Here is a 17,756-nt window from a genome sequence, read left to right on the forward strand (position 1 = left end):
ATTCTCCTATATTGGTGGAAGCTTATCTTCAGAAATAGATTCATTAACCGCCTTCGCCAACTTGTTATTCGTTGGTTTTTCAAGTTTTTTCACTGGTGTAGGAGTGTGTTTCCATAAATCATTTGGAGTACATTCTAATGCGGTACAAAGCGCATCCATTGTTTGAGTCTTTACTTGCTTAGGTTCATTAGTTAATAAAGCGCTTATTGAGGGAGGAGATAGTTTATAGCCTGCCTTATCCTCCAAAAGCCTACCTAATTCAGCTCCAGACCATATTCCAATATCAGCCATGACTTTTCTTAATCTCCATTCAATCGCCAATTCATTCACCCTTTTTATTAAAGTTTAATAATTGATTTCGCCATTTTTCTTGAGCCATCCTCACTCTTTTCTCCAAATGATCTGAACCAGGATTAGAGTAATTAAATGTAGTTGCGACATCTGCGTGACCTAATAGTTCCTTTAGCGTTAATAAGTCAACGCCTAGTTCTGTCTGACGAGTAGCGAATGAATGACGTAATTGATGAGGACTGAAAATCTCCTCTTTAGTAAAACCCATCTTTTCTTGCCTTCTCGCTAAACTCTTTCTAGCTGTATGTTTATTCAGCCTTACTCCACCTTCAGATAAGAATAAAGGCCCTTCAGTTTCGTTAGTGAAAAGAGGTCTGATCCTTTCTAAGTACCATTTTAGGAGTATTTCTACATCATCCAACATTGGTACCCACCTTCGCTTAAATCCTGACCCTTTAGACCCTTTTCCAAAGCGAACATGGAGTTTACCTTTTTCCCCCAAGTCAAACCTACAGTCTTTTACATCCATCATGATTATTTCATGAGTTCTTAACCCTGTTAATTCTAACATCCTAAAAAGAGTATAGTCCCTCGCTACAGTAGAGTATTTTCTTGCTGTTTTCATTTCTTCTTTCATACCATTCCAAAACCTATCAAGTAATTCAGGTTTTGGAGGTATTACTTGACCATTATGATCATCTTTTCTATGGTAGTAACGGTTAAATTTATCTAATAAGTTAGGTACTTGTACTTTATACCTCTCCCATATTTCATGACCATGCCTTGTCTTTAGATATTCTAATAATGTAGAAATAGTGGATTGATATTTCCTCCTAGTTGAATAGGCTAATCCTCTTCCAACCAAGCCCAAATAAAATTTATCTGCATCAGACATTGTAACTTCCCATATGAACTTATTTGACACATCTAAGAACTCATTCAAGCATTTTGTTCCTAGTGCTATAGTGTGCTCTGTATATCCTAGAACACGCTGTTGCTGTTCCCACAATCCTATTAACTTTGCTTGGTATTCTCTCGATTCTTCATATGTTGAAAAAATTAATTCTTGTTTATTACTGATAACAGATAGAAAAGGTTGCTTCCCCATTTAATAACCTCGCATTTTAGGTATTAACTAATATTTTTAGTTAATACCTAATATAACAGGTGATTAATAAAAAAGAAACATATCCATTCTCCGGTGTTGATGACAGACGATGAGGCACGAGGCATTGTTCAAGATGGCGCATTTGAAGACTTCCCGTGGGTGGACGACGCTCGAGTTGACGCTCCCGACATGCGCCCGGTGGACGCCGATGACCCGGTTCTTCGTGTTCAGCATGATGACGAGGAACACTTCACGGTCGTCGTCCCCGATGAACGAGGAACCGATTTGTCGGGCACTGTCCGGTGATTGGATGATGGCGTGCTCGAGAGCGACCATCTCCTCGCGAATCTCTTGTTTGATACGAATGACCTCGATGATGGATGTAAGTTCCATGATGGTTTGTCCCCTTTCGGATAAGCCGAGCTCAGAACGAACACCGTTGTGCGTCCTGTTGACGGGAACGAAGCGAGCGTCGGGAGACGGTGCAAGGGCGACCATAGGGAGAGTCTCAAAAAAATGCGAAGAGCGCACGTAGGACCAGGCTTCCGTAGCCAACGAGCGAAAAGCCTTGCTTTGAGCCTAAAGCGAAGGAAGACGGGCCGGAGGGCGCGTCATTTTTTTGACGTCCCTTGCACCGACGACCAGCGAGCTAGAGTACGGAAACAGGACGCACGGATCAACAATCACGAAAAAGGCTGTTCAAACGAGTAAACGGGGTATAAAATAAGAACAAACGTTCGTTTTATGGAAAGGAGGAATTTTGATGACGATGTATCGTGACCGGGGTGAGTTGAAATGGATACCATTCCTCATGCCCGAGCATAAGGCACTGCTGACGAAATACTATAAGGAAATCCAAAAGATCGAGATGCCTGATGTCGACGAACAGGTCCTCTCGGTCTATGAGAATGTGTTGAATGACGCGATTTTCAGTGGGGATCTGGTAGAGGTGAAATATGTGGAGGAGCGCAAGTTGAAACGATTCAAGGGTTTCGTGCACCGGACGAACTACATGGAGCGGACCGTCGAACTCGCCAATCAGCGGGACGGTATCATCCATGTACCATTCGAGGCAATTATCCATGTGGAACGGTCAATGGACTAAAAGACTTGTTTTTAGAAGAAATAAATCAAAAAAAGAGGAAGAGTTTTTACTCTCTTCCTTCCATAGTAGATTCATTATTAGTGATAAATTGATTTAGTTTTGTTAGAGCAACTTTAGGTGACAATTGCTTTACTATTACTGCATCCTTAACTATGAAATATTTAAATTCGTCTGATTTTCTGTAGCGATTAGTACTTTTTTTTTGAGTTTCAAGATTTTCTATAAATTGGACTAAATTTTTTAACACCGGATGTATTCTTTCAAACATACCATTAGAATCATTAAAATAACAATAGTCTACGAAGCTACTTTTAACTTCAATGATCCCCTCTTCAGGCCAATCTAGTAAAGCTTTAACAACATGAATATAAAAATGTTTTTTACCTTGATCGTTTACGAGATATGTTTCAGCTAACTTCATTAATTCAGGAAATTCTAGACTTACTCTGTTAACTATTAAATCATACATATTATTTTGCTCTTTAATCATCTCTCTAACTTCAGCGTGAGGAAAAGTATGATCAAGCTTAATATTTCTCTTTCTAATTTGTATTTCTCGGTATTGAACATAAAAATTCTCAAGTTCAAAACTTTCAATTCTATAAAGGCTGGCCAATTTTTTAGTTCCTTTCTTAAATTTTATTGTTATTTACACCGCCTATTTTTATATCTCAGTTTTGTATATCCCAAAATGTAAAAAACAGAAAATCCTTAACGCACGATTGAATACTAATTCTCACTCTTCAATAATACTGTCTAATATATTCATAGGCTTTTTCATAAAGTTCAATGTCTTTATGCAATTGATACTTCGACAACGCCTTTCGCAATGCTTTTTTGACCGCTCGTTCACCTGCAATTGTAGTTTGCCATCCGTCAAAACGAACTATCGTAACCACCTTATCAATGTCTTCCACGACGCGTTCGACTATAATCTGTGTGTTTTTACTTTTTACGTCTTCAAACAAATCTGTGAGGGCACTTTTACCGGTTCGCACTCTTTCGGTGGTAATAAGTTTCTTTTCTTCCTCAAGAACTTGTTTAGCAATTTCAAGTAATTCCTTTAAAAACCGAATACTATCAGTTATGCGAGACTCATATCTTTGTCGGATTTCCTCTAGTTTTTCTCCAAGCTCCTTAAATCTTTTTGAATGGTTCATATTATCTCGTATTCTTTTTGCCACTTTGTATTCTATCTCTTTAATATCTTTAGTTTTTGTTTCAACATTTTCCAAAATTTCTGCATCTAAAACTAATTCTTCTAGGTCTTTCTCTATTTCTTTTACATGAACGTTGCGATTAATGATATCTAAAGTTTTAGGTCCAAGCGTATGCCAAATCAGTGCACCTTGACCATTTGATGGTTGAATTGATTCGTATACGTAAGAAAGCCAACGAAAATCTTGTATAAAATCATTTAAAGCTTCATCTGGAGATACAGACTCCCAAAGTTTAGCCAAATATGAAAATTCAGCACCAAAAGCATCTCGCAATTCATTACTAGGTAAACACTCCTGAGCTTCAATTATTCCTTCAAAACCTTCTTTTGTTCGATCGGCTTTAGAAAAGAAATTTAAGCATCTTAACAAGGAACGTGGAATTTCAGCTTTATATTGTTCGATATTAGAGACTACCTTTTTCATAGATGAAAGATCAAAGTTTAAAGATTTTCCAACATCGTCAAATACACCAATGTAATCGACAATTAATCCGAATTCTTTCTTCGGGTATAAACGATTTGTTCGGCAAATTGCTTGTAACAACGTATGTTCTTTCATCGCTTTATCCAAGTACATAGTTTGGAGAATAGGCGCGTCAAAACCGGTAAGTAATTTGGCCGTTACAATTAATATCTTTAACGGGTCATTAGGTTTCTTAAAGTGTTCATCAAGTAATTTCTTTTCTTCTTCAGTACTTCTATTGTATTTTTGATATTCATCTGGTTCTCCAGGCTTGACAGTCATAACAATTGTTGATTTCTCTGCATCAAGAAATTGGTCTAATTGTTCCTTATATCTTAGACAACTCTCACGATCATTGCATACAATCATGGCCTTGAATCCTTGGGGTTCAACCACAGTTTCAAAATGCTCTGCAATGTCTTTGCAGATTGCTTTGATTCTTTCTGGTGTTTGTATAAGGGAAGAGAATTTACCACTTCTTTTTATTAATTCTTTTCGTTCAAGTTCATCCAGTGTATCGGTTAATTGATCGAATTCTTCCTTCATGGCTTCTTTATCAATGTGTAGCTGAACTAAGCGAGATTCGAATTTTAAACTATTGGTTGCCCCATCCTTAATGGAGTCTTCAAAACCGTACTTGCTCATATAGCCTTCTTCGTCCTCAACGGCTCCAAATGCAGCAAATGTATTTCGATCTCGCTTGTTGATAGGAGTACCTGTTAGACCAAAAAAGTTAGCGTTTGGTAAGGCTTTTCGCATCCGAAGACCTAAATCGCCTTCTTGCGTTCGATGGGCTTCATCCACTAAGACAATAATGTTTTCTCGTTCATTTAAGACAGTTGTAACATCTTTAAATCGGAAGATAGTTGTCACAATGATTTTTCGAGTATCTTGAACCAATAACTTTTCGAGTGCTTTTATGGTAGAACCTTTTACCATGTTTGGGACATCAGCTGCTGTAAAAGTTCCGGTAATTTGACTGTCTAAATCTTTTCGGTCTACAACTATTAAAACCGTTGGACTTTTTAGCTTTGGATCATTGCGCAGTTTTAATGCAGCAAATAGCATCAACAAAGATTTCCCAGACCCTTGAAAATGCCAGACAAGCCCTTGTTTTAAGACGCCATCCCGGACACGCTGAACAATCATATTAACAGCATCGTATTGTTGGACTCTGCATATAACTTTTATTCTTTTCTGATTCGTGTTACTTGTACTAAAAATAATGAAATGTTGCAAGATATCCAAAAAGTTTTCCGGATTAAACAATTCATTAATAGCAAACTCCAAACTATTTAAATTTACCATTTTTAGTTCGAAGTCTCTCCAGCTTGCCCAGTGTTCCAAAGGCGTTGAAATGGTTGCGTATTTAAACTCTTTGCCATCAGTCGAAAAATTGAAAATATTTGAAACGAAAAGTTCTGGCGTTTTTTCTTCATACTTTAATATTTGCAACGCCCCATCTACCCAAGTGACGGCCGGTCTAAATGGCGTTTTGCATTCCCCGATAGAAACGGGAAGTCCATTAATAAATAAAATGAGATCTTCTCTAGTGCCATTATTAGATAGTTCAGTGGTGACAATAAAAGAATTTTTTTCTGGTTCAGTGAAGTTAAGTAGGCGAATCGTTACATGTTGGCCGTTTTCTCCAAACGGCATAGTAAGATTTCCACGTAGCCATTCCATGAACCGTTCATTACTCTTAACGAGACCGGTGTGTTTTGCACTGACATAAAGAGATCTTAGCTTATATAGAACTTGTTCTGCATAATCTTCATTAGCCTGAATTTCTGGATTAAGTCTTTTTAAATAATCAATCAAGATACTTTCTAGAAAAACATCTTGGTTTTCTCTCTTTAATTGAGAGGGTGGCATGAAAGTCCACCCTTGTTCTATGAGTAAATTCTTTATATAGTTCTGGACACTATTAGCCTCAGTGAATATCATTTATAATTTAACTCCCTCCCGAGATGTTAAGAGTTGTTCTTGTAGAGCTTTTTTAATTGAAATACTCAATTCTATTTCCTTCTCATAAGCAAAAACTTGTTTATCTAAATTTGATAATATATTTGCTATTTCTTGTTGTTCTTCTTTTGGAGGAATTGCTAATTTAATATTTTTTAAATCTGCCCAAGAAGTACGAGGCATTTTTGTGCCGAATGAATTTTGAATAGCAAAGCCAATAACTTTTTCTTGTTGTAAAGTATAAAATAGAAACTTTTTATCGGTTCCACTTTTAGCTATTAAAGGTAAAATTTCAGTGGCGCAAACTCCATCAAACTCAGCATACCAATACTTTCTTAAATATGGTCGAAGCTTACCGAAAAGAACATCGCCTTCTTTAAATTTTGCTTTTAGACTTGTTGATTCCTTAGAATCCTCATAGCCTAAAATCTTTCCGGAAATCGGCTCTATATGTTCTAAAGCAATATACTTCTCTGTATCAGCAGAAAGAGGATTAAACTTTTCTGTTCTTAAGGTTGCGATATCTCCTAGTTTTTTTAAAGACCAATTAACAGGAATATCCTCATTTTTCTTTGGTGTAGTTTTAATATTATTTATACCATAAGTTAAAAGGTGATTTAATAAAGATTCTTTGTATTTTTGTGTAGTAAACTTCAGGTTTCCTTTTAGTTTAATTGCCTCTTCTATCTTAGTGAATTTTTCTAAAATCTCTTTTTGACTTTCTCTATTTAAAGGGATTTTTAATTTATATGAACTTAGAAGTCTCCAGCTAGTTCGAGGTGACAATGAACCTGAAGATGTACCAACAGCATAATCAAATAAACGCTCATTTTGTATTATATATGGTAGTAACTCTCGAAGAATAATGTCTTCTTTTGCCTCTAAAACAAGAATGTCTCCTGAACAGACTCCTTTAAAATCGGCTACAGCTGCTTTTTTTTGATAAGAACGGCGCTTCCCGAAAAGAACTTGGCCTGGATAGAATAATTTCGTGAAAGTAGTACCGTCTTTAACAAGACCCCAAGATGAAATAACAAGGCTCTCCGGTTCGAGATGCTCTAAACCCACGTATCTTTCTATGTTTTCTTCTTCAAAATTTTTACAAGCCACAGATTTATTCTCACAAATATCCTTTAAACTTACTTCAATCCATTCAGTCGACATGAATACCATACTCCTTAAGCTGTTTTCTAAAGTCTCCAAATTGTTCTCTTGATTTTTTTAAATTTCTTTTTAAAGAGGTGGTTAATTCTGATAAATTCTCGCCAGTAGAAAGGGATATATTGTTTTGAGGACGAACATAGAAGGGTAAGCTTAATGTCCATCCTTTTTGTTTAATTTCTTCTACTGATACCCATTTAGAGAAATATTCTATGTCATTATCACTTGTATAAGCATTTTCAATTTTTTCAATGTGGTTCATTTCTAAATAACTCATTGTTTTTTCTTTCTTCACTTCATTAACAGCATTTATAAATAAAATTTTATTTTGTCTTTCAGCTTTTTTATTCTTGTTTAAAAATAACACACAAGCTTCCATAGGAGAGTTATAGAATAAATTAGCTCCTAATCCTAAAACACACTCTACAATGTCGCTTTCTATCATTTGACGCCTTAATTCTGACTCGCTATCGCGAAAAAGAACGCCATGCGGAAGGAGGATAGCAGCTTTTCCAGTGACATTCATACTTGCAACTATGTGTTGAATAAACGCATAGTCTGCACACCCCTGAGGGGGAGTACCCCAAATAGCTCTACCGTAAGGATCGTTAGACCATAAATCTCTATTCCAACGTTTAATGGAGTATGGAGGATTTGCGAGAACAATATCATATTGCTCCAATTTATCATTCTCAATAAAAGCCGGCTGCTCTAAAGTATTCCCTCTTGCTATCTTAAAATCAACAATTCCATGCATAAACATATTCATTCGCGCGATCGAAGAAGTTATTAGGTTAATTTCTTGACCATAAAGTTTCAAATTACGATACTCTTTACCTAAATCTTTTAGATGCGTCGCTGTTGTTAAAAGCATTCCACCTGTTCCACAAGTAGGATCATAAACTGAGTCTCCAGGTTTCGCATCTAAAATCCTAGCCATTAAGTTTACAAGAGTACGATTTGAATAAAATTCTTGTGCTGTATGTCCGCTATCATCTGCAAATTTTTTTATTAAATATTCATAGGCTGTTCCAAGTTCATCATCAGGGACATTGGATGTTGATAAGGTTTTCTTGGAAAAGTGTTCTAGTAAATCTATAAGCATCTTATCAGGCAATCTATCTTTATTTGTCCATTGAGCATCACCGAATATACCGTATAGAGAATCTTTGTTTGCATTCTCTATTGAATGCATAGCCTTTAGAATCTTTTCTCCAACATTGGTTGTAGTTTCTCTAATGTTTTCCCAATGAGAACCATGTGGAATTACAAATCTATGTTCATCCTTATAATCTTCGCCGTATTCTTTGATACTTTCAGCAAATTCTTCATCCCACACATCAGAAAGACGTTTTAAAAATAAGAGTGGAAAAATATATTGTTTATAATCGCCAGCATCTATATGTCCTCTTAAAAAGTTTGCCGAATCCCAAAGATACTTTTCTAATTCATTTAAACTAATACGTGCCAATTAAATTTCCTCCATTTGTAATAACATTTCCAGTACTTCATCATCTGCTTGTTCACTTAATGTGTAAGCTTTTAGCATCTCTTCATAAGTTTCATTAAGTGTAACGGTATCTTCTACCTTCAATTTCTTAATGTAACGAGTCAACGTAAGATTATAATCTTCTTTTGCGATTTCCCCACTAGTTGCAATAGCTGTTAATCCTTCTTTATTCTCATAGGAAGTGTAAAGTTCATAAATTTTATTAATATGTTCATCAAACATGAAATTTTGAGCTTTTCCTGATTTATATAAATCGGACCCATCAATAAATTGGACTTTGTTCTTTTTTATTTTAGGCTTATTTTTATTTAATACAATGATAGAGGTGCTGATTAAAGTTCCGTAAAACAAGTTAGGTCCTAGACCAATGATTGTTTCAAAATAATCATTATCTATTAATTCTTTTCGTATTTTTTGTTCTGCTGCTGAACGAAAAAGAACCCCATGTGGAAGTACAACTGCCATTTTCCCGTTTTCCTTCAAACTTTTTAACATGTGTAGTATCCATGCAAAATCTCCATTTGTTTTAGGTGGAAGAACACCAAGGTAATTTCTTTCGTCATTCTCCCATTCTTCTCTTCCCCAGTTTTTTAAAGAAAAAGGAGGATTAGCAATAACTAAATCGAATTTCTTTAACTTGTCTTCTTCAAAGAATGTAGGATTCTTTAAAGTATCTGTTCTTACAATTTCAAAATCCGTAATATCATGTAAGAACATATTGATTTTCGCTATAGCAGAAGTGGTTAAGTTTTTTTCGTTTCCATATAGCTTAAGATTTCGGTACTCCCTTCCTTGTTTTTTTAAGTAATCGATAGCTTCTAATAACATTCCCCCTGTACCACAGGCTGGATCATAAATACTCATTTTCTCTTGTGGATCAAGAATCATTGTCATTAAACGTACAACGGAACGAGGAGTATAAAATTCTCCAGCTTTTTTATTAGACAAATCGGCAAACCTTTCAATTAAAAATTCATAAGCGTCACCCATAGTATTTGGATTAACATTTTCGTTATTTAGATTTTTTTCAGAAAAATGCTCAATCAAATCTATTAGTAAAGCATCAGATAATTTATCTTTATTAGTCCATTGAGTATCGCCAAAAATACCATATAAGGAATCAGGGTTAGCTGCTTCAATTTTCCGCATAGATGATTGAATTTTTTGGCCAAGATCTGTTGTTACTTTACGAATATCTTGCCAATGACATTCTGTTGGAATAACAAAACGATGTTCATCTAAAAAATCTTCTCCGTACAGTTTTATTGCTTCGGCTTTCTCTTCATCGTAAACATCTGAGATTCTCTTTAAAAAAAGTAAAGGAAAAATATATGCTTTATAATCAGATTGATCGACAGGTCCTCTTAAGATATTTGCTGCTTCAAATAGCCAGTTCTTTAATGCGTTTAATTCCATTTGTAGTTCACCTCATAATATTAAATATATTTAAATCAAAAAAGTACAAGATTAAATTATAACAAAACTTAACCTAATTAATAAATAATCTTTAATAACTTTTCTTTTTTTATGTGCTTCCGCCTGATCTTCTACGAGACCCCTCGCAATTGAGTAATTGTCCCCCTTTAACTTCAGACGGTTCTCTTTTTACCGTTCCTCTATGATAAAATCGCTATGTACTTATTGTGTTTCCTATGTCTTAATGCTTGCACTTTAGTTTTATTCTACTACACTCCGTTGTTATAAGGTCTTCTGTATTTATGTTGAATATTTGTACTTTTTACAATAAATCTCTTTTAAAAAATTATTCAGGAGAATACCTAATGAATACTTTTACAGAATTCCACCCTTCTTTGGACTCTTATTTTCGCTCAATCATTCTTTTCGGCCGAAATGTTGCCTCTTATAAATTCGCCATGGCAAAATCTCTGTTAGAGTTAAATCAACATCACACGAATACATTTATTTCTCTTGAAGATGTATCTATTCCATTCGCTCATCATGTATGTGAACACTTAAAAATAAGTGATAAACAAGCTACCTCTTCATCAAGTAAATTTTTAGACATTTGTCGAGGATATAACGCCGGAAGTGTATCACATGAACAATTAATTGATGCCACTAAAAAACTTGGATTCGTAAATGTATTGGACGCATTTCATAATGTTAGCAATGGAACACTCCCTGTTTCCTTTTTCGAGGTACAAAAACACGGAAAAACTAAAGGAATCGTTTTAACCGATGACCTGTATAATGTTTTACAATCTGTTCAATCTGAGAATTTTGCACTAGAAGTAGAGGCAAGATGGCGATTAGTTGAAACAGCTTGGAGCCTAAATATCGCTCCTTCTCTATTAAATGTGAAACACGATTCCATTAAAGAACAGTTCTTTATCCAAGAAACGGACCGACATAAACGAATCAATATTACTTCTTCTAGGGATGCTTTGAACGGCTATCAAAAAGGAAAATGTTTTTACTGTTTCCGTGACATTAGTATTCAATCAGGGAACCTGAATTTAGCTGATGTTGATCACTTCATTCCTCATACTTTAGGCACCGAATTTGAAGAGAATTTGAATGGTGTTTGGAACTTAGTGTTAGCATGCCAAAGCTGTAACCGAGGAGAGAATGGCAAATTTGCACGCATCCCTTCACTTGAATATTTGGAACGGCTTCATCGAAGAAATGAATTCTTCATCGAAAGTCATCATCCATTACGCGAAACGTTACTTAACCAAACTGGTGCTTCCACTGACGCACGCATTAAGTATCTACAGGTGATGTATAACTTAAGTGTGTCTTTCTCGGGCGGAATACGTTGGAAACCTACTTTCGAATTACCAGCTTCTTTTTAGACGAATTTATCGTGATTTTCGATCTAGCTCCAGTACTTGCATTCTATATATATAAATAAGACGTAACTCTGATCCAATAATAATCATCAAGAGTCGGTCTTAAGCGCGATACTGAAGATCTCTCAGTACAATTTATCGTTGTTTGTTCATGTACAACGTCACCACCCTTCTCCGAGATACGACATAAGTAATATCTCGGAGAATATAGTAATCTTTATCGGACTTGGAATATGAGATATCAGCGCCTGACAATTCCCGACTGATGAACTGCTCCATAGAATCTGATGAAAAATCAGAACCGATTCGCTCACGAAATCGTTTTACTGCATGTTTAGACAAAGTTAGTGACATCATATACTTCGCGCCCTCCGTGTCGATGGTAATGAACAGAATGTCCGTGCAAAGTGTACACCGGTCGATTTTGGGCAACGCACCATTTAATCAAGGCTTCAATGAATTGAATTGCGTTTCGGTTGAGCTCAGGGTATTCGAGTAGAATCTCATAATCCGGAATGAGTAGAACTTGCGACGGTATGCGCGATGTTGGTCGAGATAAATACTCCGCTCCCATCACAAAGAAGTCTTCGAAATCAATTGGTGCAGCAACTTCCGTTTTTTGACGCAAGTTATTTTTGTATTTCTGTACAAAACCCGACACCGTATGAGCATCAAAGTGACGTAAAATTTCGGTATTTCCGTTCAAATGTGAGCGGAATAAATTCGCGAAATGAGCTGCAGAAATAGTCGCGTCTCGAGGATATACAGACGAGATGGCCTCATTCATATAGTCTCCCGCATAACGTTCTTGATTCGGTAACATGCGATGAATAAATTGATGGTACGTCAGGTGATGATTCGGATTTTGAAGGCCACTGTCAAATCGTCGACGTGAAATCACCATGACAGGTATGTTGTGATAGGTTTCTAAAGCAGAATGGATGGGTTCGATCATGCGGATCGCTTGATTAGGTAAAGTGTTCATTGAAGTGTCTCCTTTCAAAAGACAAGGGTATAGTTTTTAAATTCAATTCTCGACGGTGGGAACCGCACTAGGATTTTTTTATAGATCAACGTATATTTTTAACGGAAAGTCTTAAAACATATATTGATCTCAAAAATTTCTCCGGCGGCAGAAGCCGCAACAAGGACTGTCGGATTTCAAACTCTTTATTCACTTCTCGCCGGCGGTAGCCGGACCAAGGCATACAAAAAGAGGATGAGATCGCCTGTACATAAGGCAATCCCATCCTTCACTCGATAAATAAGACGTAACTCTGATCCAATAATAATCATCAAGAGTCGGTCTTAAGCGCGATACTGAAGATCTCTCAGTACAATTTATCGTTGTTTGTTCATGTACAACGTCACCACCCTTCTCCGAGATACGACATAAGTAATATCTCGGAGAATATAGTAATCTTTATCGGACTTGGAATATGAGATATCAGCGCCTGACAATTCCCGACTGATGAACTGCTCCATAGAATCTGATGAAAAATCAGAACCGATTCGCTCACGAAATCGTTTTACTGCATGTTTAGACAAAGTTAGTGACATCATATACTTCGCGCCCTCCGTGTCGATGGTAATGAACAGAATGTCCGTGCAAAGTGTACACCGGTCGATTTTGGGCAACGCACCATTTAATCAAGGCTTCAATGAATTGAATTGCGTTTCGGTTGAGCTCAGGGTATTCGAGTAGAATCTCATAATCCGGAATGAGTAGAACTTGCGACGGTATGCGCGATGTTGGTCGAGATAAATACTCCGCTCCCATCACAAAGAAGTCTTCGAAATCAATTGGTGCAGCAACTTCCGTTTTTTGACGCAAGTTATTTTTGTATTTCTGTACAAAACCCGACACCGTATGAGCATCAAAGTGACGTAAAATTTCGGTATTTCCGTTCAAATGTGAGCGGAATAAATTCGCGAAATGAGCTGCAGAAATAGTCGCGTCTCGAGGATATACAGACGAGATGGCCTCATTCATATAGTCTCCCGCATAACGTTCTTGATTCGGTAACATGCGATGAATAAATTGATGGTACGTCAGGTGATGATTCGGATTTTGAAGGCCACTGTCAAATCGTCGACGTGAAATCACCATGACAGGTATGTTGTGATAGGTTTCTAAAGCAGAATGGATGGGTTCGATCATGCGGATCGCTTGATTAGGTAAAGTGTTCATTGAAGTGTCTCCTTTCAAAAGACAAGGGTATAGTTTTTAAATTCAATTCTCGACGGTGGGAACCGCACTAGGATTTTTTTATAGATCAACGTATATTTTTAACGGAAAGTCTTAAAACATATATTGATCTCAAAAATTTCTCCGGCGGCAGAAGCCGCAACAAGGACTGTCGGATTTCAAACTCTTTATTCACTTCTCGCCGGCGGTAGCCGGACCAAGGCATACAAAAAGAGGATGAGATCGCCTGTACATAAGGCAATCCCATCCTTCACTCGATACGTTATGAACAACTCTGATAGTTCTGAGTTTCTGTAGACCATACATAGACATCTTTTTGCATGGTCATTCCACAAACTTCACATGTGCCATCAGATTTATCTTTCTTAGCTCTCACCACTTTTAATGTCTCTTTTAAATTCCCTCCAAAAGCAATGATTCTCCGTTTGAAAAGAGCCTCTTCATACACTTGAAAATCACCCTGTCTCAAAACACTGGATAAATCATTCACTTTCATAGGGTACTTACACACTTCTAAAATAGACCCCACCAGCCCTTTAGAACTCTGTTGTGTTTTTGATTTCACGCGACGCACGTCAACTATAGGATCATAATCGACATTCAAACTTTCTTTCCACAACCGCTGCCATTCTTTTTGGGATATATAGTACTTACCTGAAAAGTAAGACGCATTTGTATTAATCAACACATGAAAATGGGGATGATACGTCTGCTCTTCTTTGTTATAGGTAAGTTCAAAAGCACGAAACCAACCTTTCACTGCGGTTCTAAATGATTTTCGCTGAGAGAATCGTTGCCAACTTCTCATCATATTATCGATCTCTCCAGCTAACTCGCTCACTTCACAATTTCGAATCGTTAACGTTAAAAATATCCAATTTTCTTGCCTTACTCCGTTGTCATGGAGATCATCTACTACGAGACGTAATTCTTGCCCAAGGACATGAGATCGATGAACTGTACATGTCGGACAAAAGCGATTCTTACAATACTGAATTCTTACTTTAGATTGAGCCTCATGTTCTCCACAGTGACTGTGCATTATGACGTCACTACACTGCCGAAGTGACTCCGCAGCATTGTGCTTCCCAATGTTATGATATTCAACAGCGAGTCGCTGTTGCGTTGTTTGAAATTGTTTAAAAGACTTGTATCTTGCTGTATTACTCAAATAGACACCTCATAAAAATGTAATTTTTTTCTTTTATTATAATATCAGAAAAGTGTTTTACCCAATTTTATAAATGTCTGTAAACTTCTTGATTATTTTTCGAGATGTGTAGAGCCAATTAATGCATTCATTTCACTTTTAAAATATTTGCTGCAGTCTCCGTCATATCATGTCCATTATCAATAATTAAATACACTGCTTTGGCTTTAAAAGGAGTGGTTTCTATAAAATGAATCAAACGCTCAACTGATAGCTCAACCTCTTTTTCGAGCACATCAAAAAATTGAAACGTACTAATGCTAAATAACAAAGAAACACCTCTGTAATCCTTCTTCGCTTTCTTCAACATATTTTGTTTTGTTTCGTACATATAGTGCTCCGCTCGTCGCTTCAATCCAGGATAATCTGTTAACCGGGAATGACTATATCCCACTTCATTTAATCCTTTTGCGATTTCCATATTTCTTTGGCCTTCTTGAAACGCGCTAATTTCAAATTTTTCTTCATACCCATTTTGATCTTTCACTATAAAGTCATACCCTTGCCTTCCTAAAATAAGTTTTACTTTTGATGCAGGAGGAAAATGTGGAGATAATGAAAATAGATACGCGGGCACAAACTCTTCGTTAAACTTTTTAAAGATACCAGTACCAAATCGAGCTAACTTCAAAGCTTCTCTATCTTGTTTCAATGATTTAATAACATAATCAAAATATAGTTGCATCTCATAAGGTGTCCGATACTGTGAAAGCTCTTTTAAAATGTCAAACTGCTGCTGCATACTCTTACTCCTCTCTTAACTAGCACTTTCAATTTATTAACTATCCGTATAGGAGTGAATAACATGAACCATGGTTGGTCTGGATCATTTCAAGATTTTTTAGACATTTCACAGGACTCATTTCTTCAGCGGTTACAACGAACAATCCCAGATGCATCGGAAAGTCAGATTAAGGCCTGGGTCGATTCATTTCATAAATTACAAGTGCTATTTTATACTTTTCCTAATTTGAAAGGTTCACTTATTTTTGAGTATCAGTTAATTCGGGGAGGTGGGCGACGACCCGATGTCATCCTGTTAATCGAACATCATTTAATTGTCATCGAGTGCAAAAGTTACAATGAAGTCTCCCAAGCAGAGCTCATTCAAACTTCCCTTTATGTTCGTGACCTTGCAAACTACCATTCTGCAGTTTTAGCATCTAACGTAAAGGTTTCAGGAATTTTGTTACTTACAGGTGATACGAGTGATCGCGTGACAAACGATCCAAACCACAATATTTTCATCGCTTCACTTATTGGTTTATCTCGAGTAATCCAAAAAGTAAGCAAAGAAAATCATTCTCACGTATTAAGTCTGAGTCATTTTCTATCGGGTCACTATCAACCTTCCCCATCTGTATTGGAAGCCGCTCGTTCAATCATGAAGAATGAAGAGTTACCTCGTGTTCGAGCTCTACAAAGTTCAAATTTCGAAAATGTTCATGAAACAATACGAAGCATTATTCACTATGCGCAAGCACACCATGAACATCACCTCGTTTTAATAACCGGCGAGCCAGGTGCAGGTAAAACTTACTTAGGGATGTTAGTGGCTCATGAATTTGATAATGCGGTATATCTGACAGGAAACGCCCCATTAGTAGACGTATTACAAGATACACTCCAAAATGAGACATTTGTACAAAGCCTTTATAACTACAAAATGGAGTATTTAAAGCATGAGCGAGTCCCTTACGAACATATCATTATTTTTGATGAAGCACAGCGGGCATGGGATGCGAATAAGGTAGACGCGTCCTTAGAGAAAACAACAGTTGGAAAGCGTCAATTAAGCGAACCCGATATTATCATGAATATTGCTACGCAGGGTAAACCTTGGAGCGTGACAATCGGACTCGTTGGTGAAGGACAGGAAATATACTCGGGAGAAGAAGGGGGACTTCCTTTATGGAATCAAGCTATTCAAGGTAAGAATGTAATCGTCCACTACAAAGATCCCGCTTCCTTGTTTAAGCATGCTACGCACATCTCTAAAGAGGAACATCTTCACTTAAATACGTCTTTACGATCACATACTGCGCTAAACTATTCGAACTTCGTCTCCAATTTCATTGAAGGAAACTTCGCAGAGGCTTTAGCATTTACTCAGGATCTAGACACTTCACACTTCCACTTGCGCGTAACACGCGATTTGGATAAAGCCCTATCCGTGATCAATGAGTTGTATACTGACGATTTCAAAACAGCAGGAGTAGTGTACGCAAGCGGACGAGATCATCAAAAACAAGTTACAGTTCTTCCATGGAACTCACGCTATGAAATACCCTCAAAAATCGTGCAATTTTTTAATAGACCGGACTCAGAATATCACTGCAGAACACTGAATTATGCAATTACGGAGTTTCAGTCGCAAGGACTTGAACTCGATTTTGCTCTCTTACATTGGGATGATGATTTCTACATAAAAGATAGTGAGTGGCGTGGTCAATACTTCCAAAAAAATGTGAAGCACCCGCTTCAAATCAAACGCAATGCTTATCGTGTGAATTTAACGCGCGGCCGTGATGGAATTGTTGTATACATCCCCTCAAAGTCAATACTTGATGAAACATGGTACATGCTTACGAAAAATTTAAAAATTCCAGAGCTATAAAAGCATGCGCTATTGATGAATAGCGCATGCTTTTTCACTAGATATTGGGGTTAGATTTATCAAAATCATTCTGTATTTGATGTAA

At 36.8% G+C, this 17,756-nt stretch carries 15 protein-coding genes; 3 read left to right on the forward strand and 12 right to left on the reverse strand.

The window, feature by feature from the left end; all coding sequences use genetic code 11:
• Positions 1-6: 6 nt before the first annotated feature.
• The 3 genes from NMQ00_RS16200 to NMQ00_RS16210 all read right to left on the reverse strand — a co-directional run bounded on the left by NMQ00_RS16200 (position 7) and on the right by NMQ00_RS16210 (position 1,792).
• On the reverse strand, positions 7-291 hold the full coding sequence (locus tag NMQ00_RS16200; RefSeq protein WP_083600205.1) for a helix-turn-helix domain-containing protein: 285 nt from the start codon (positions 289-291) through the stop codon (positions 7-9).
• A gap of 31 nt (positions 292-322) precedes the next feature.
• On the reverse strand, positions 323-1,399 hold the full coding sequence (locus NMQ00_RS16205; RefSeq protein ID WP_255178743.1) for a tyrosine-type recombinase/integrase: 1,077 nt from the start codon (positions 1,397-1,399) through the stop codon (positions 323-325).
• A gap of 63 nt (positions 1,400-1,462) precedes the next feature.
• Positions 1,463-1,792 carry a JAB domain-containing protein gene (locus NMQ00_RS16210; protein ID WP_255178744.1) on the reverse strand — a complete coding sequence of 110 codons (330 nt, stop codon included), beginning with the start codon at positions 1,790-1,792 and terminating at the stop codon, positions 1,463-1,465.
• A gap of 370 nt (positions 1,793-2,162) precedes the next feature.
• On the opposite strand from NMQ00_RS16210, the gene NMQ00_RS16215 reads away from it, so the two are divergent.
• On the forward strand, positions 2,163-2,504 hold the full coding sequence (locus NMQ00_RS16215) for a YolD-like family protein (protein WP_255178745.1): 342 nt from the start codon (positions 2,163-2,165) through the stop codon (positions 2,502-2,504).
• A gap of 46 nt (positions 2,505-2,550) precedes the next feature.
• Here NMQ00_RS16215 and NMQ00_RS16220 read toward each other — a convergent pair whose 3' ends face one another.
• From NMQ00_RS16220 to NMQ00_RS16240, 5 genes are all read right to left on the reverse strand, one after another.
• Entirely contained in the window at positions 2,551-3,120 is a 570-nt protein-coding gene (locus tag NMQ00_RS16220) for a hypothetical protein (RefSeq protein WP_255178746.1), read from the reverse strand.
• Between the two features lie 127 nt (positions 3,121-3,247).
• Positions 3,248-6,133, reverse strand: coding sequence for a type I restriction endonuclease subunit R (locus NMQ00_RS16225; protein ID WP_255178747.1), 2,886 nt, complete (start codon positions 6,131-6,133; stop codon positions 3,248-3,250).
• Positions 6,134-7,315 carry a restriction endonuclease subunit S gene (locus tag NMQ00_RS16230; RefSeq protein ID WP_255178748.1) on the reverse strand — a complete coding sequence of 394 codons (1,182 nt, stop codon included), beginning with the start codon at positions 7,313-7,315 and terminating at the stop codon, positions 6,134-6,136.
• Positions 7,305-8,783, reverse strand: coding sequence for a type I restriction-modification system subunit M (locus NMQ00_RS16235; protein WP_369696463.1), 1,479 nt, complete (start codon positions 8,781-8,783; stop codon positions 7,305-7,307). The genes NMQ00_RS16230 and NMQ00_RS16235 overlap by 11 nt, the downstream gene beginning before the upstream one ends.
• Positions 8,784-10,238 carry a type I restriction-modification system subunit M gene (locus NMQ00_RS16240; RefSeq protein ID WP_255178749.1) on the reverse strand — a complete coding sequence of 485 codons (1,455 nt, stop codon included), beginning with the start codon at positions 10,236-10,238 and terminating at the stop codon, positions 8,784-8,786.
• Positions 10,239-10,603: 365 nt separating this feature from the next.
• On the opposite strand from NMQ00_RS16240, the gene NMQ00_RS16245 reads away from it, so the two are divergent.
• The gene (locus tag NMQ00_RS16245) at positions 10,604-11,638 is read left to right on the forward strand and encodes an HNH endonuclease family protein (protein ID WP_255178750.1); all 1,035 of its coding nucleotides are present in this window, start codon (positions 10,604-10,606) and stop codon (positions 11,636-11,638) included.
• Between the two features lie 331 nt (positions 11,639-11,969).
• On the opposite strand, the gene NMQ00_RS16250 is transcribed toward NMQ00_RS16245, so the two are convergent.
• From NMQ00_RS16250 to NMQ00_RS16265, 4 genes are all read right to left on the reverse strand, one after another.
• Positions 11,970-12,620, reverse strand: coding sequence for a hypothetical protein (locus NMQ00_RS16250; RefSeq protein ID WP_255178751.1), 651 nt, complete (start codon positions 12,618-12,620; stop codon positions 11,970-11,972).
• A 555-nt stretch (positions 12,621-13,175) separates the two neighbouring features.
• On the reverse strand, positions 13,176-13,826 hold the full coding sequence (locus NMQ00_RS16255) for a hypothetical protein (RefSeq protein WP_255178751.1): 651 nt from the start codon (positions 13,824-13,826) through the stop codon (positions 13,176-13,178).
• A 280-nt stretch (positions 13,827-14,106) separates the two neighbouring features.
• Complete coding sequence (locus tag NMQ00_RS16260; protein ID WP_255178752.1) at positions 14,107-15,015, reverse strand: protein rep; 909 nt, start codon at positions 15,013-15,015, stop codon at positions 14,107-14,109.
• A 127-nt stretch (positions 15,016-15,142) separates the two neighbouring features.
• Positions 15,143-15,796, reverse strand: coding sequence for a hypothetical protein (locus tag NMQ00_RS16265; protein WP_255178753.1), 654 nt, complete (start codon positions 15,794-15,796; stop codon positions 15,143-15,145).
• Positions 15,797-15,859: 63 nt separating this feature from the next.
• Between NMQ00_RS16265 and NMQ00_RS16270 the strand changes: the two genes are divergently transcribed.
• Positions 15,860-17,671, forward strand: coding sequence for a DNA/RNA helicase domain-containing protein (locus tag NMQ00_RS16270; RefSeq protein WP_255178754.1), 1,812 nt, complete (start codon positions 15,860-15,862; stop codon positions 17,669-17,671).
• Positions 17,672-17,756 lie beyond the last annotated feature (85 nt).

It is taken from the genome of Exiguobacterium aurantiacum, from assembly GCF_024362205.1.
Classification (GTDB): domain Bacteria; phylum Bacillota; class Bacilli; order Exiguobacteriales; family Exiguobacteriaceae; genus Exiguobacterium; species Exiguobacterium aurantiacum_B.